Raw genomic sequence first — 14,685 nt, forward strand, 5'->3', positions numbered from 1 at the left:
AATCAGAACGAAACGCCACCTTCACCAACCAGCTTCTCCAGCGCCCAGATCAGGACGAAGTCGATCAGCACGATCAGCACGGCAAACGAAAATACGGTCGGGTCGAGCGAAGACACGGTGCGGCTGTACATCCAGATCGGCACGGTCATCACATCGATGGTGTAGAGGAAGTAAGTCACGGTGAATTCGTTGAACGAGACGATGAACGCCAGCAGCATGCCCGCCAGGATCCCCGACTTCATCAACGGCACCACCACATCGACAATCGCCCGCAGCGGTGAAGCACCGAGCATCTGCGCGGCCTCCTCGACTTCGCTGCCGATGGAAAGCATCGCCGCCGTGCAGTTCTTCACCACGAACGGCAGTGCCAGGATCACGTGGGCAATCACCAGGCGCGAGGTGGTCATGTGGAACGGCAGGCTGTCGAACACCAGCAGCAATGCCAGCCCCAACACCACCATCGGGAACACCAGCGGCAACGACATCAGTTGCAGGGCCACGGCCTTGCCGCGGAACTCGCAACGGGTCAGCGCGTAGGCCGCAGGCACTGCGATGATCGTGGCGAAAATCATGGTCAGGCACGACACCAGCAGGCTGGTGCTCATGGCCTGGCCGAGGCTCAGCACATCGCTGGCGTCCGGCGACACGAAGGTGTGCCAGGCGGCCTTGTACCATTGCAGGCTGTAGCTGCTCGGCGGGAAGTCGAGGTTCGACGCGCCGCTGAACGACATCACGATCATGGTCAGGATCGGCAGCACCGCCAGCAGCAGGATGAAGCCCGAGAGGATGCCGGCGAACTTGCCGGTCTCGCCGGGCAACAGCCCATAACGTTTCTTGGTCAGGGTGCTCATTGGGAAGCCTCCAGCATGCGCCGACGACGGCCAGTGATGTATTCGGACAAGGTCATGATCGCGAGGGTGGTGACGATCAGCACCACGCCGGCGGCGGACGCGGCGGGCCAGTTCATCAACGGGGCGATCTGGTCATGCACCATCACCGCCAGCATCGGCACGCGCCGGCCACCGAGCAGCAAGGGCACCACGAAACTGCTGGCGTTGTAGGCGAACACCAGGGTCGCACCGGTAATGATCCCCGGCAGGCTCATCGGCAACACCACCTGGCGAAACACCTGGAAGCGACTGGCGCCGAGGGTGGCAGCGGCTTCTTCGTAGCTGCGGGCGACGCCGCGCATGGCGCTGGCGATCGGCAACACGGCCAGCGGGAAGGCGGTTTGCACCAGGCCCATCAACACGCCGTTCTGGTTATACAACAGCATGATCGGGCGCTTGATCAGGTCCAGGCCCATCAAGGCCTGGTTAAGCATGCCGCCTGGACCGAGGATCACCAGCCAGCCGTAGCTTTGCAGCAGCAGGTTGACCAGCAACGGCAGCAACACCGCCGCCAGGAAGATCCGTCGCACGAACGGCGAGGTCAGGCGCGACATGGTGTAGGCCACCGGGATCGCCAGGATCACTGCGATCACCGCGCTGATCAGCGCCAGGCGCAGGGTCAGCATCAGGGATTTGAGGTAATAGGGTTCCAGCAACTGGGCGTAGCTGGCCAGGCTGAACCCGGACCATTCCGCGCCTTTGGTCCCCACGCTCATGCGCAGTACCAAGAGGCTGGCGGCAATCAGTACGCCAAGAAACAGCATCGACGGCGAGAGGAAAAGCCAGGCGCGCGTCGTTGGCGAAACACCCCGAGCGGCGCGCACGGGAGCGGCACTCACCGGATGGGTCAGAGGTTGGTGTTCCATAGCAAAGGGTCTCGTCAATGGAAAGCGGCTGACAGACACAAGACCTGAAAGCACAGCGTTACTAATGTGGGAGCGGGCTTGCTCGCGAAGGGGCCGTGTCAACCGACATCAATGTTGAATGTCACACCGCATTCGCGAGCAAGCCCGCTCCCACATTTGATTTGTGGCGCTTCAAGGGCTTGCGAGCGGCACTCGATCAGGAAGAAAAGATTTCCGTGTAACGACGAATCCATTGGTCATGCACAGTCGCCAGGAAGGCGTTGTCGTGCATGATCGCCTTCTCGGCAATCTGCTCCGGCGTGAGGATGTACGGGCTCTTGCGCGCTTCGGCGGAGATGATCGCCTTGGCGTTGACCGGGCCGTTGTAGATGTCTTCAGCCATCTTGCCCTGCACCAGTGGGTCCAGGGAGTGGTTGATGAAGGCATAGGCCATGTCGGTATCGCCCGGACGGTTCTTCGGCATCACCGAGAGCATCAGGTCGGTGTAGAAACCTTCCTTCATGCCAAAGGTTGCGCCCAGACCGTAGTTCGGATCGCGGATCTGTTTCGGGAAGAACGCCGGTGCGTACAGGCCACCCATGTCCAGGGAACCGGTGCGGAACAGCTCGGCGATCTGGTTCGGGTTTTCACCCAGGGTCACCACACGATCTTTCAGCTCGGCGAGTTTCTTGAAGCCAGGTTCGATGTTGTGCTCGTCACCACCGGCCAGTTTGGCGGCGATGATGATCAGGTCCATGGCCTCGGTCCAGTTTGGCGGCGGCAGGAAGATGTTCGGCGCCGCGTCGGCATCCCACAGGGAGGCGTAGCTGGTCGGGGCTTCTTTCTGGGTGCGGGTGCTGTAGACCAGACTGTTGCACCACAGCAGGTAACCGATACCGTGGCCATTGGCGCCGGTGCGGTATTTCTCCGGTACATCGACCAGGTTGGGAATGCGGTTGAGGTCGGGTTTTTCCAGCAGGTTGGCGGCGGCCAGACCTTCGGCGCCAACGCCTGCCAGGGTGATGATGTCGTACTGCGGACGATCACCGCCGGCCTTGAGTTTGGCGACCATTTCCGAGGTACTGCCGGTGCGGTCAGCGATGACCTTGCAGCCGTACTTGTCTTCGAACGTCGCGGCGATGTTGCGCAGTGCAGCCAGGCCGGTGTCATCGGACCAGGTCAGCAAACGCAGGGTCTTGCCGGCAAAACGTGTGTCGCTGGCATTGGCCTTGATGAACGGCATGCTCATGGCTGCCGCTGCAACCGAGGCTACGCCCACGGTCTTGATGAATTGACGTCTGTTCAGATCATGCTCGCCCATTACGGACTCCCTTTGTTTTTGTAGGTATAAGGCAGGTCGAAACTGTTGCATCCGCGCGACTGGGTAGCGTTAACCCCTCTGTTTTCGGGGGTTTGGCTGAACCAGTGAGTTCATCCTGAGGTCGCGTAAAACACCTGACTATCGATAAAAATTCATTGAAGCCATGACGCCAGCGCATGCCTGCTTTCGGGGCACGCGGATGGCTTTTCTGTAGGAACGAGCCTGCTCGCGATGGACGCAAGGGCACCGCGCTCATTCAGGTACCCCGCGTTATCGTTGACGTCCATCGCGAGCAGGCTCGCTCCTACAGGGATCGGCGTCAGACGGCCCGGATCACGTGTTTGATTTCCTGGAAAGCCTGCAAGCCCCAAGGCCCCAATTCACGGCCGATGCTGCTCTGCTTGTAGCCGCCCCAGGCGGTCTGCGGGAAGATCACCTGCGGAGCATTGATCCATACAAGCCCCGCCTGCAAAGCGTTGGCGACGCGGTCGGCGGTCTCGGCATTGCGCGTGACCACACTGGCGACCAGGCCGAACTGGCTGTCGTTGGCCAGGGCAATCGCTTCGGCTTCAGAGGCAAAACTGCGCACGCAGATCACCGGGCCGAAAATCTCTTCACACCACAGTGCACTGTCGAGGGGCACGTCGGTGAAAACCGTCGGCTGCAAAAAATATCCGCGTGGCAGGTCCGCCGGGCGATTGCCACCGCAAACCAGTTTGGCACCGGCGCTCAAACCACGATCGATGTGGCCCAGGACACGCTGGTATTGCGCCTGATTGACCAGCGCGCCCATTTCCACGTTCGGGTCGAACGGGTCGGCCACGCGAATCGCTTCGGCACGGGCCTTCACTCGGCTGAGGAATTCATCGGCCAGTTCATCGGCCACCAGCACGCGACTGGTGGCGGAGCACATCTGCCCGGCGTTGAAGAAACCACCGCCGCAAGCCACTTCCACCGCCAGGTCGAGATCTGCATCGGCCAGCACCAGCAGCGATGATTTGCCGCCCAGCTCCAGGCTCACGCCTTTGACGGTTTCCGCCGCCCGCTGCATGACCTGCACGCCAACGGCATTGCTACCGGTGAAGGAAATTTTCGCGATACGCGGATCCGCCGACAACGGCGCGCCAACGGCCAGGCCGGTGCCACACACCAGGTTGAACACGCCCGCCGGCAAGCCGGCTTGGGCGATGATCGTTGCCAGTTCCAGCTCTGGCAGCGGCGTGACTTCCGAAGGCTTGAGCACCACGCAGCAACCGGCGGCCAGGGCCGGGGCGAGTTTCCAGGCGGTGGTCACCATCGGGAAATTCCACGGCACGATCAGGCCGACTACACCGCAAGGTTCGCGGCGCAGGCGAGCGCTGAAATCGTCGCTCGGCAGTTCGATGGCGCTGTCCTGTTTCGCGTCCAGCCCTTCGGCCAGACCGGCGTAATACTCGAACGTGGCGATCACGTCATCGACGTCGATGGCGGCTTCGAATTGCGGCTTGCCGTTGTTGCTCGACTGCAAGTGCATCAGTTTTTCACGGTTGGCCTGCACTCCCGCGGCGATTTTGCGCAGGATGGCAGCGCGTTCGGCACCGGTAGTTTTCGACCAGCCGGCGAACGCCCGGGTCGCCGCGCTCACCGCTTGATCAACCGCACGCTCATCGCCGCCATTGACCGTGGTCAACAGGGCTTCGGTCGCCGGATTGATAACGCGCAGGTGTTCATTGCCGGCCGACCATTGGCCGTTGATGTACAGGCCATCCAGGGTAGTCGGGAAAGTCATTTCGACACCGCCTTCATCCACTCGGCCTGGTCGATTTCAATCAGGGTCGGGCCCTGGCGATCGTGGGCCACACGCAATGCGCCGCGCAATTGCTCGACACTGCTGACGGCTTCGGCCGCGCAGCCCAAGGCCTTGGCCACCCCAATGAAGTCCGGGGTGTAGATGTCCACACCGACCGGCTCGATGGCACGGTTGACCATGTATTTCTTGATCTCTTCGTAGCCCTGGTTATTCCACAGCAGCACGATGACCGGAGTGCGCGCTTCAACGGCGCTGGCCAGTTCCGGCAGGGTGAACTGCAGGCCGCCGTCACCGATCAGGCACACCACGGGCGGGCGAGCACCGTCTTTAGCGCTGCCGCCGAGCCAGGCGCCAATCGCCGCCGGCAAGGCGTAACCGAGGGTGCCGTAACCGGTGGACGAGTTGAACCAGCGACGTGGGCGCTCCGGATTGAACGTCAGGTTGCCGGTGTATACCGGTTGGGTCGAATCACCGACGAACACCGCGTCCGGCAGTTCATACAGGACGGTTTCAAGGAAACGGGTCTGGGCCAGGGTCGGTGCGTCCCAGGTGGTGGCCAGGTCTTCACGCAGACGAGCGGCCCGTACCTGGCCCCAATCGTTGCGGCGTTCGGCCAGGGACTTGTGCGACAAGGCACTGAGCAAGGCCTGGGCAGCGTTGCGCGAGTCGGCCACCAGCGCCACGTGCGGCGGGTAGTTGCGCACGGTCTGGTCCGGGTCGATGTCCACGCGCAGCAACTTGCCAGGAATCTCGAAGCCACCGGCGAAGGTCACGTCGTAGTCGGTCTCGGCCAGTTCGGTGCCGATGGCCAGGACCACGTCGGCCTCGGCGACCAGCGTCCGGGTGGCGACCAGACTCTGGGTCGAGCCGATCAGCAACGGGTGGCCGGAGGCGAGCATGCCCTTGGCATTGATGGTCAGGGCGACCGGCGCGTCCAGCAACTCGGCCAGCGCCGTCAGCTCGGCCGCCGCGTCGATGGCACCGCCACCGGCGAGAATCAGCGGACGTTTGGCGTTGGCCAGCAATTCGGTCATGCGCGACACGGCACTCGGCGAAGCACCGGCGCGGTCGATGTTGACCGGCAGGCTGCTGAGCAGCTCGTCAGCGTCTTCGACCAACACATCCAATGGAATTTCAATGTGCACCGGACGCGGACGGCCCGCCTGGAACAGCGCAAAGGCGCGAGCCAGCACACCCGGCAATTCCGCCGCCGACATCAGGGTGTGGGAGAACGCCGCGACACCGGCACACAGTGCGCCCTGGTTCGGCAGTTCATGCAGCTTGCCGCGACCGCCGCCCAACTGGCTGCGCGATTGCACGCTGGAGATCACCAGCATCGGGATCGAATCGGCGTAGGCCTGGCCCATGGCGGTGGTGATGTTGGTCATGCCAGGGCCGGTGATGATGAAGCACACACCCGGTTTGCCGCTGGTGCGGGCGTAGCCGTCGGCCATGAAGCCGGCGCCCTGTTCATGGCGCGGCGTCACGTGGTTGATGCTCGAACGGGCCAGCCCGCGATACAGCTCCACGGTATGAACCCCCGGAATGCCGAACACCTGCTCGACTCCGTAGTTTTCGAGTAACTTGACCAATACTTCGCCACACGTCGCCATGTCTTTGCCCTTTTTGTTCGTTTGAGACGCCGGGCATGCGCTGTGTTTATGATGGATTGGCAGGCCCGGGAATGGCCTCATTGGAACGGGCGACACGTAGCCGCAACAATGGATAAAAAGTCATACTAGCCATGTCCTCACGTCATACCTTGGATCCCAATGAAACGACTGCCTCCCCTGCCGGCGCTGCACACTTTTCTGATTACCGCGCAGTGCTGCAATTTCACCCGGGCCGCCGAACAACTGCACATTACCCAGGGCGCAGTCAGCCGGCAGATCGCAGGGCTGGAAGATCACCTGGGTTATGAGCTGTTCATTCGCCAGGCCCGAGGTCTGGACCTGACTGCCGAAGGACGGGAGTGGTTGCCCCGGGTGCAGCAGATTTTCGGCCTGATCGATGAGGCCGTGGAACAGATCGGCGAGAAGCGCGAAACCCTGCAACTCAAGGCACCGACCTGCGTCATGCGCTGGTTGCTGCCGCGCCTGCTGCAATGGCAAAGGGAACGCCCGGACGTGCCGGTGGAACTGACCACCACGGTCAAGCACGGCGTGGATTTTCATCTCGAGCAGTTCGATGCGGCGGTGATGTACGGCGCACCGCCGGACAATTCACTGATGTCGCAAAAACTCTTCGATGAACAACTCACGCCGGTGTGTTCCAGACCGATGCTCGAAGGCCCCATGCCCCTGCAGACACCCGCCGATCTGCAACAACACCTGCTGCTGCACCCGACCCGCGATGAACGGGACTGGAAAGCCTGGCTGAAGGCCGCGGAGGTGAATTTGACCAATGTCGGCAAGGGGCAGCATTTCGAAACACTGGACCTGGCGATGTCGATGGCGTCCCAGGGAACGGGGGTGGCGATTGGCGACTGGTCGCTGATCGGCGATGACCTGAATGCCGGGCGGCTGGTCATGCCATTCGATTTGAAGGTCACAACAGGACTGGCGTATTACCTTGTATTCCCCGAAAAACCCGGACCTTCGCCGAAGTTACGTGAATTGATGGGATGGCTGGTGGAGCAGGCGCAGTCTCGCTGAACCGCCACCTGTAGGAGCTGCCGCAGGCTGCGATCTTTTGATCTTGTTTTTAAAAAGCAAAATCAAAAGATCGCAGCCTGCGGCAGCTCCTACATGGATTGCGGTGTCAGTACCCAACTGTAAACCGTTGCCGCGAATGCTTTGGCGCCTCGAGTTCGTCGAGCATTGCAATCGCATAGTCGGCGAACGTGATCCAGCTACGCCCTTCGCTGCTCACCAGCAAATCATCCTGGCCGAGACGGAATCTCCCGGTGCGCTCGCCCTCGACAAATTCGGCCGAGGGCGACAGGAAAGTCCAGTCCAGATCCCGCTCTTCACGCAAGTTTGCGAGGAATTCGGCACCGGCGCTGGCCTCTGCCTTGTAAGCCTCAGGGAAACCATCGCTGTCGATCACTCGAGTGCCATCGGGCAACAAGAGCGAACCCGCACCGCCGACTACCAGCAAGCATTTGACCCCGGCTTTCTTCACCGGCCCGATGACGGCACTGGCAGGCAGCGTTGCGAAATGTGCCGCGCTGATGACTGCGTCATGCCCCTCGATGGCTGCTTGCAATGCACTGGCATCCAGAGCGTCGACGTTGCGTGTGACCACACCCGCACGCTGGCCGATTTTCGATGTGTCGCGGGCAATGGCGGTAACGCTGTGACCGCGACGCAGGGCTTCTTCCAGCAGTTGGCTACCGGCACGACCGGTGGCACCGATGATTGCGATGTTGCTCATGACGTACTCCAGTTGGCTTGAAAGTATCGGTATCAATTAGCGCTGACTTTTGTGGCGAGGGGGCTGCCCCCGTTCGGCTGCGCAGCAGTCGTAAACCTGTGTCTATGGGGTGCCTGAAGGAATGCAGGGGAGTGCTTCGCACTCCAACGGGGGCAAGCCCCCTCGCCACAAAAGCCCCCGCTCATGTCAAAGACTCACTCCCCCCACCTCATCTCGCCCTTGGCGACTTTGGCGCTCAGCTCCAGGGAGCTTTCATCGCCCAGTGCCGGAAAGCGTTTTTTCATTGCCGCAATCAGTTCAGCAGAATCCCTGGCCTTGGCAGTTTCTTCGTCGAAGGCCTTGATGTAAGCGGCGGTGAACTGTACGGCTGCCAGTGAGCGATCGCTCTCGCCGAGGTAATGACCCGGCACCACGACCTGCGGTTTCAGGGTTTCAATGGAATGCAGCGTAGCCAGCCAATCGGCATAGGACTGCGGCGTTTGCGTGTCGGCCATCCACACGTGGATGTTTTGCGCCACCACAACACCACCGACGACCGCCTTGATCGACGGAATCCACACAAAGCTGCGATCCGGCTGCGCCCCCTCAAGTCCAAGCACCTGCAACTTCTGCCCTTCGAGGATCAGGCTGTCGCCCTTGAGCACGTCCGGCACGATGGTTTTGGCCGGCACATCGGCGCCCATTTTCGGCCCCCAGAAGGCCAGTTTGCCGTCGACGGTTTGCTTGATGTGATCAACAGTCGGCTGCGAGGCCAGGACCTTGGCCTTGGGAAACGCGGCCGTCAGGGTGTCGAGACCGAAGTAGTAGTCCGGGTCGCCGTGACTGATGTAGATGGTGGTCAATTGCTTGCCGCTGGCGCGGATTTTTTCCACCACCTGCTCGGCCTGGGATTTGCCGAATTGGGCATCCACCAGAATCGCTTCCTTTTCGCCGCTGACCAGCACCGAGGTCACCGGGAAAATGGCTTTTTCGCCAGGGTTGTAGACATCCAGCGTCAGGGGCGAGGCGCTGGCGTGGGCGGCAAAACCGAAGGTGGTGGCCAGCAAAACTCGCTTAAGTGAGGTGAAACCGATCATCTGTTGCTCCGTGATCCCGATGCCATATTTGGCGATGCCTTTTGTAGGAGCGAGCCTGCTCGCGATGGACGTAAACGATGACGCGTACTTATCGGATATTCGCGTTGTCTGCGAGTCCATCGCGAGCAGGCTCGCTCCTACATGAACCCAGAGCTTAGTTGCCTGACTCGGTACAAAAAATGCGATGCTTGAACATAGTTTGTTTCTGAAAGCGGGCAAATCATGGATCGTCTTCAAGCAATGCGTGTGTTCGTCACGGTGGTCGACCTCGGCAGCCAGTCGGCCGCCGCCGATCACCTGGAGCTGTCACGGCCGGTGGTGTCGCGGTATCTGGCGGAACTGGAAGATTGGGTCGGCGCGCGCCTGATGCACCGCACCACACGCAAGTTGAGCCTCACCGCCGCCGGCAACGAGATCCTGCCCCGCTGCCGGCAGATGCTCGAGTTGTCCAGCGACATGCAAGCCGCCGTCAGCGAACCGGACGACGCACCGCGCGGCCTGCTGCGGATCAGCGTCAGCACCTCGTTCGGCCAGGCGCAACTGGCCGATGCCATAGCCGCGTATGTCAAGCGCTACCCCGGCGTCAGCGTCGACATGCAGATGCTCGACCGCACCGTGAACCTGGTGGATGAGCGCATCGACCTGGCGATCCGCACCAGCAACGATCTGGACCCGAACCTGATCGCCCGCCGCCTGACGGTTTGCCGCTCGGTGATCTGCGCTTCCCCTGCTTACTTGCGCGAACATCCAGCGCCGCAACGGGTCGAGGACCTGAGCCTGCACAATTGCCTGACCCACTCCTACTTCGGCAAAAGCCTCTGGCATTTCGAGCAGGACGGCGAGCAGGTTTCAGTACCGGTGCAGGGCAACATCAGCGCCAACGAGGCCAGCACGCTGTTGCGCGCAACGATCGCCGGCGCCGGGGTGGCGATGCTGCCCACCTACCAGGCCGGCGTGCACATTCACAGCGGCGAATTGATTCGCCTGCTGCCGGCGGCCGAACCCCGGCAAATGAACGTGTATGCGGTGTATGCCTCACGCAAGCACATGCCGGTGGCGCTGCGCAGCCTGCTGGATTTTCTCGTTGTGAGGTTTCCGGAAGAACCGACGTGGGATATCGGCCTGTAACCCAATCAAAATGTGGGAGCGGGCTTGCTCGCGAAGAGGTCGGTACATCCGACGCAAATTTTGCGCATGAAATACCGCTTTCGCGGGCAAGCCCGCTCCCACAGGGGGCATCAGTATTCTGAATACCGCGCTACTGCTGGCAACCCACCAGCGCTGACCTATGCTCAAAGTAGTACCGAAAGGTATTCGTTCAGAGGTCAACGCCATGAACATCAGAACAAGAAGATACCTCGCGATCTTCATCACCTGCGCGGTCACGCTCGGGCTGTATGGCGCTGCCGCCTGGCGCGTCGAGCAACTGCGCAACCTGCCCCGTGAAGCCGCGAGCTGCAACTTCGAGCGCTGCATCCCCCACAACGCCACCCTCAACGCCCTCCGGTAACGAAGGGGGTCAGGCTTCGTTGTCCTGATCGGCCTTCAAGCGGTCGCGGAAGGCCTTGGGCGAAATCCCCACACGACGCCGGAACAGGCGAGTGAAGTTGGTCGGATCGGAAAACCCCAACACGTCGGACATTTCATAAATGGTCATGCTGGTGTAGGTCAGCAAGCGCTTGGCCTCCAGCAATTGCCGTTCGTGCATGATCTGCAACGCTGGTTGCCCCGCCAGCTCACGACAGGTTCCGTTGAGGTGCGACACGGAAATCCCCAGCCGGTGGGCCAGATCCTCGACCTTGACGTGCTGGCGATAGGTCTCTTCCACCAGTTGAATAAAGCCGTTGAGGTATTCCCGGGCCCGCTGCGGTCGCGCCATGGCGGTGCGACGCTGGATCACCTGACGGCTGACCCACACCACGATCACACTGACCAGCGAATGCATGAGCATTTCCCGGGCCGGTTGATGACTGTTGTATTCGCTCTGCAAGGCACTGAACAGGCTGTTGAGGTACTCGGCGTCCTTGCCTGCCGGGTAACTTTCGGCCTGGGCCAGGGCATTGACCGAGTGTCCCAACTGCATCTGCAGGTGGGCGATCAGCGGCGCAGCCAGGGTCACGACAAACCCTTCCACGCCCTCGGAAAAGCGAAAGCCATGCACCGACAGCGGTGGCAGGATCTGGATCGCCGGTTCCAGCAGTTGTGTACGCTGGCCTTCGATTTCAAGCTCTGCCTGACCTTTGAATACGAAGAGCAGTTGGCATAAATCAGCGTGGCGGTGGGGTTTGATTTCCCAATGATGTTCGCGGCTGCGTTTGGAAATGGTTTCACAGTGCAGCAAGTCCGGGGTCGGCCAATCCAGGCTTTCACCGTAGAGCTTGAACACCGGAATCGAAGGCAGGTCAGGCTTGTTCATCACTTCAATCCAGGCCTCGGAGTTTGATGGCGGGCGATAATCGCACCGATTGGCAGAATGTACAGCTATCGGCTCAGTTTTCACCTTCAATTGACAGACCCGCAAGGGAAAAATGCAAGCACTCGATCCATAAAAATCATTCACCGACCCTGGTCGCGTGAAGCTTGCGAGTCATAAAAACAATGAAAACGCTGAAAACCCAGGTCGCCATCATTGGTGCCGGCCCTTCAGGCTTGTTGCTCGGCCAATTGCTGCACAACGCCGGTATCGACACCCTCATTCTCGAACGTCAGACCCCGGACTATGTACTGGGCCGAATCCGCGCCGGCGTGCTTGAACAAGGCATGGTAGAGCTGTTGCGCCAGGCCGGCGTGAGTCAGCGCATGGACGCCGAGGGGCTGGTGCATGGCGGCTTCGAACTGGCCCTCGACGGGCGCCAGGTGCACATCGATCTGCACGCCCTCACGGGTGGCAAAACCGTGATGATCTACGGCCAGACCGAGGTCACCCGCGACCTGATGGCCGCCCGTCGGGAGGCCGGCGCGCAAACGATTTACCAGGCAGCCAACGTCGTTCCCCACGGAATGAAAACCGATGAAGCCTTTGTCACTTTTGAGAAGGATGGTGAGACCTGGCGACTCGATTGCGACTACATCGCCGGTTGCGACGGCTTCCATGGCGTGGCGCGGCAATCGATTCCCGCCGACAGCCTGAAAGTCTTCGAACGGATCTACCCCTTCGGCTGGCTCGGGATCCTGGCCGATACCCCACCGGTCCACGACGAACTGGTCTACGCCCGTCATGAGCGCGGTTTTGCCCTGTGCAGCATGCGCTCGCCGACACGCACCCGTTACTACCTTCAAGTACCCACCAGCGATCATGTCGATAACTGGTCGGATCAACGCTTCTGGGATGAACTCAAGACGCGGTTGCCACAAGCGTTGGCAGATAAACTGGTGACCGGCCCGTCCATCGAAAAAAGCATCGCGCCGCTGCGCAGCTTCGTGGTCGAACCGATGCAATACGGGCGGATGTTCCTGGTCGGCGATGCGGCGCACATCGTTCCGCCCACCGGCGCCAAGGGCCTGAACCTGGCAGCCAGCGATGTGAGTACGCTGTTCAATATCCTGCTCAAGGTTTACCGTGAAAACCGCGTTGATCTGCTGGAGAAATACTCGCAAATCTGCCTGCGCCGCGTGTGGAAGGCCGAGCGATTTTCCTGGTGGATGACCTCGATGCTGCACCGTTTCGAGGACCACGATGCCTTTAGCCAGCGCATTGCCGAATCGGAACTGGAGTATTTCATCGGTTCCGAGGCGGGTCGAAAAACCATCGCGGAAAACTACGTCGGGCTTCCTTATGAGGCTATCGAATAGCCTGCTATCGACTTACACTGGCGAGCATCCCCGCTCGCCTTGCCTCGTGCGGGTCAATCAATGCCCGCAGGTTTTCCCGTGACCAATCTCCATCAGCCTGAAACGCCCAAACCCGCCATTCGCAGCGTGCTGATCGCGCTGATGCTGGCGATCTTTCTCGGGGCGCTGGACCAGACTATCGTCGCCGTGTCGATGCCGGCCATCTCCGCACAGTTCAAGGACGTCAGCCTGCTGGCCTGGGTGATTTCCGGCTACATGGTGGCCATGACCGTGGCGGTGCCGATCTACGGCAAACTGGGCGACCTGTACGGGCGGCGCAAGTTGATGCTGTTCGGCATGGGCCTGTTCACCCTGGCGTCGGTGTTCTGCGGCATGGCCCAGAGCATGGAGCAACTGGTTCTGGCGCGGATCTTCCAGGGCATCGGGGCCGGCGGGATGATTTCGGTGAGCCAGGCGATCATCGGTGACATCGTGCCGCCACGGGAGCGCGGTCGTTATCAGGGTTATTTCAGCAGCATGTACGCGGTGGCCAGCGTGGCCGGCCCGGTGCTCGGCGGTTACATGACCGAATACCTGTCCTGGCGCTGGGTGTTCCTGATCAACCTGCCGCTGGGCCTGGGTGCCTGGCTGGTGGCCCATCGCACGCTGGTGGGTCTGCCGGTTCCACAACGCAAACCAGTCATCGATTACCTGGGCACCGTGTTGATGATCATCGGGCTGACGGCATTGTTGCTGGGCATCACGCAGGTCGGTCAGGGTCATTCCTGGCGCAGTGCCGAGGTGCTGGCGCTGCTCGCTTGTGCGGTACTGGTGCTGGGGCTGTTTGTCGTTCACGAGCGGCGGGCACGGGAGCCATTGCTGCCTATGCATCTGTTCGCCAACCGCCCTGCGATCCTGTGCTGGTGCACGATTTTCTTCACCAGTTTCCAGGCCATCTCGCTGATCGTGTTGATGCCGCTGCGCTTCCAGAGCGTCACCGGCGCCGGGGCCGACAGCGCCGCCCTGCATCTGCTGCCGCTGGCCATGGGCTTGCCGATTGGCGCGTATTTCGCTGGCCGCCGCACCTCCGTGACCGGACGCTACAAACCGATGATCCTCACCGGCGCCGCGCTGATGCCCATCGCGATTACCGGCATGGCGTTCAGCCCACCGCAGGCGTTCGTCGTGAGCAGCTTGTTCATGCTGCTGTGTGGGATTGCCTCGGGCATGCAGTTCCCGACATCGTTGGTTGGCACGCAGAACTCGGTGGACCAGCGAGACATAGGCGTCGCCACCAGCACCACCAACCTGTTCCGTTCGCTGGGGGGTGCCGTGGGTGTGGCGTTGATGTCGGCGCTGCTGCTGGCCTTGTTGCAGGGTTCAAGTTTTGCGCACCTGGCCGGCTCGTCGCTGATTGCCGAAGGCAGTTCGGGCAATGTGTTGCTCGACGGGTTGAACGCCGCACCGGGTGAGGCGCAGAACGCCTTGCGTGCTGAATTGCTGCTGACGTTCCGGCACTTGCTGACGGTCAGTGCGGTGGTGTCGTTACTGGGGCTGGCGGCGGCGATTGCCATGCCGAACATGTTGTTGCGCGGGCGCGAGGACAAGGTTCGATAGG

General features: G+C 61.2%; 13 protein-coding genes. 5 read left to right on the forward strand and 8 right to left on the reverse strand.

All coding sequences use genetic code 11. The annotated features are described in order from the left end of the window. Positions 1-2: 2 nt before the first annotated feature. The 5 genes from KSS91_RS23265 to KSS91_RS23285 form a co-directional block, all read right to left on the reverse strand. Positions 3-851 carry an ABC transporter permease gene (locus tag KSS91_RS23265; RefSeq protein ID WP_007978496.1) on the reverse strand — a complete coding sequence of 283 codons (849 nt, stop codon included), beginning with the start codon at positions 849-851 and terminating at the stop codon, positions 3-5. Then, on the reverse strand, positions 848-1,756 hold the full coding sequence (locus KSS91_RS23270) for an ABC transporter permease (protein WP_217836246.1): 909 nt from the start codon (positions 1,754-1,756) through the stop codon (positions 848-850). Before KSS91_RS23270 ends, KSS91_RS23265 begins: the two co-directional genes overlap by 4 nt. 196 nt (positions 1,757-1,952) lie before the next feature. Next, positions 1,953-3,056, reverse strand: coding sequence for an extracellular solute-binding protein (locus KSS91_RS23275; protein ID WP_007978499.1), 1,104 nt, complete (start codon positions 3,054-3,056; stop codon positions 1,953-1,955). 319 nt (positions 3,057-3,375) lie between these two features. Next, positions 3,376-4,824, reverse strand: coding sequence for an aldehyde dehydrogenase family protein (locus KSS91_RS23280; RefSeq protein WP_217836247.1), 1,449 nt, complete (start codon positions 4,822-4,824; stop codon positions 3,376-3,378). After that, the gene (locus tag KSS91_RS23285) at positions 4,821-6,458 is read right to left on the reverse strand and encodes a 5-guanidino-2-oxopentanoate decarboxylase (protein ID WP_217836248.1); all 1,638 of its coding nucleotides are present in this window, start codon (positions 6,456-6,458) and stop codon (positions 4,821-4,823) included. Before KSS91_RS23285 ends, KSS91_RS23280 begins: the two co-directional genes overlap by 4 nt. 159 nt (positions 6,459-6,617) lie before the next feature. On the opposite strand from KSS91_RS23285, the gene KSS91_RS23290 reads away from it, so the two are divergent. Next, complete coding sequence (locus tag KSS91_RS23290; protein WP_217836249.1) at positions 6,618-7,499, forward strand: LysR substrate-binding domain-containing protein; 882 nt, start codon at positions 6,618-6,620, stop codon at positions 7,497-7,499. Positions 7,500-7,605: 106 nt separating this feature from the next. Here the strand turns inward: KSS91_RS23290 and KSS91_RS23295 are convergent, their stop codons facing one another. Both KSS91_RS23295 and KSS91_RS23300 read right to left on the reverse strand, forming a co-directional pair. After that, positions 7,606-8,220, reverse strand: a complete 615-nt coding sequence (locus KSS91_RS23295) for an NAD(P)-dependent oxidoreductase (protein ID WP_217836250.1) — start codon at positions 8,218-8,220, stop codon at positions 7,606-7,608. A gap of 194 nt (positions 8,221-8,414) precedes the next feature. Continuing rightward, complete coding sequence (locus tag KSS91_RS23300) at positions 8,415-9,296, reverse strand: MBL fold metallo-hydrolase (protein ID WP_217836251.1); 882 nt, start codon at positions 9,294-9,296, stop codon at positions 8,415-8,417. A gap of 222 nt (positions 9,297-9,518) precedes the next feature. On the opposite strand from KSS91_RS23300, the gene KSS91_RS23305 reads away from it, so the two are divergent. Both KSS91_RS23305 and KSS91_RS23310 read left to right on the forward strand, forming a co-directional pair. Continuing rightward, complete coding sequence (locus KSS91_RS23305) at positions 9,519-10,424, forward strand: LysR family transcriptional regulator (RefSeq protein ID WP_217836252.1); 906 nt, start codon at positions 9,519-9,521, stop codon at positions 10,422-10,424. Positions 10,425-10,629: 205 nt separating this feature from the next. After that, on the forward strand, positions 10,630-10,806 hold the full coding sequence (locus KSS91_RS23310; RefSeq protein WP_007978514.1) for a hypothetical protein: 177 nt from the start codon (positions 10,630-10,632) through the stop codon (positions 10,804-10,806). A 9-nt stretch (positions 10,807-10,815) separates the two neighbouring features. Here KSS91_RS23310 and KSS91_RS23315 read toward each other — a convergent pair whose 3' ends face one another. After that, positions 10,816-11,712, reverse strand: a complete 897-nt coding sequence (locus KSS91_RS23315; protein WP_217836253.1) for a helix-turn-helix domain-containing protein — start codon at positions 11,710-11,712, stop codon at positions 10,816-10,818. A gap of 191 nt (positions 11,713-11,903) precedes the next feature. Between KSS91_RS23315 and pobA the strand changes: the two genes are divergently transcribed. Together pobA and KSS91_RS23325 are read left to right on the forward strand one after the other, a co-directional pair. Next, on the forward strand, positions 11,904-13,088 hold the full coding sequence (pobA, locus tag KSS91_RS23320) for a 4-hydroxybenzoate 3-monooxygenase (RefSeq protein WP_217838466.1): 1,185 nt from the start codon (positions 11,904-11,906) through the stop codon (positions 13,086-13,088). 78 nt (positions 13,089-13,166) lie between these two features. After that, a complete protein-coding gene (locus KSS91_RS23325) occupies positions 13,167-14,684 on the forward strand; it encodes an MDR family MFS transporter (protein ID WP_217836254.1) in 1,518 nt (505 codons plus the stop codon). Position 14,685 lies beyond the last annotated feature (1 nt).

Source organism: Pseudomonas azerbaijanorientalis (assembly GCF_019139795.1).
GTDB classification, from domain to species: domain Bacteria; phylum Pseudomonadota; class Gammaproteobacteria; order Pseudomonadales; family Pseudomonadaceae; genus Aquipseudomonas; species Aquipseudomonas laurylsulfatiphila.

Coding starts and splice junctions, on each gene's coding strand:
- KSS91_RS23265 (WP_007978496.1), bottom strand. CDS start 851: ATGAGCACCCTGACCAAGAAACGTTATGGGCTGTTGCCCGGCGAGACC.
- KSS91_RS23270 (WP_217836246.1), bottom strand. CDS start 1,756: ATGGAACACCAACCTCTGACCCATCCGGTGAGTGCCGCTCCCGTGCGC.
- KSS91_RS23275 (WP_007978499.1), bottom strand. CDS start 3,056: ATGGGCGAGCATGATCTGAACAGACGTCAATTCATCAAGACCGTGGGC.
- KSS91_RS23280 (WP_217836247.1), bottom strand. CDS start 4,824: ATGACTTTCCCGACTACCCTGGATGGCCTGTACATCAACGGCCAATGG.
- KSS91_RS23285 (WP_217836248.1), bottom strand. CDS start 6,458: ATGGCGACGTGTGGCGAAGTATTGGTCAAGTTACTCGAAAACTACGGA.
- KSS91_RS23290 (WP_217836249.1), top strand. CDS start 6,618: ATGAAACGACTGCCTCCCCTGCCGGCGCTGCACACTTTTCTGATTACC.
- KSS91_RS23295 (WP_217836250.1), bottom strand. CDS start 8,220: ATGAGCAACATCGCAATCATCGGTGCCACCGGTCGTGCCGGTAGCCAA.
- KSS91_RS23300 (WP_217836251.1), bottom strand. CDS start 9,296: ATGATCGGTTTCACCTCACTTAAGCGAGTTTTGCTGGCCACCACCTTC.
- KSS91_RS23305 (WP_217836252.1), top strand. CDS start 9,519: ATGGATCGTCTTCAAGCAATGCGTGTGTTCGTCACGGTGGTCGACCTC.
- KSS91_RS23310 (WP_007978514.1), top strand. CDS start 10,630: ATGAACATCAGAACAAGAAGATACCTCGCGATCTTCATCACCTGCGCG.
- KSS91_RS23315 (WP_217836253.1), bottom strand. CDS start 11,712: ATGAACAAGCCTGACCTGCCTTCGATTCCGGTGTTCAAGCTCTACGGT.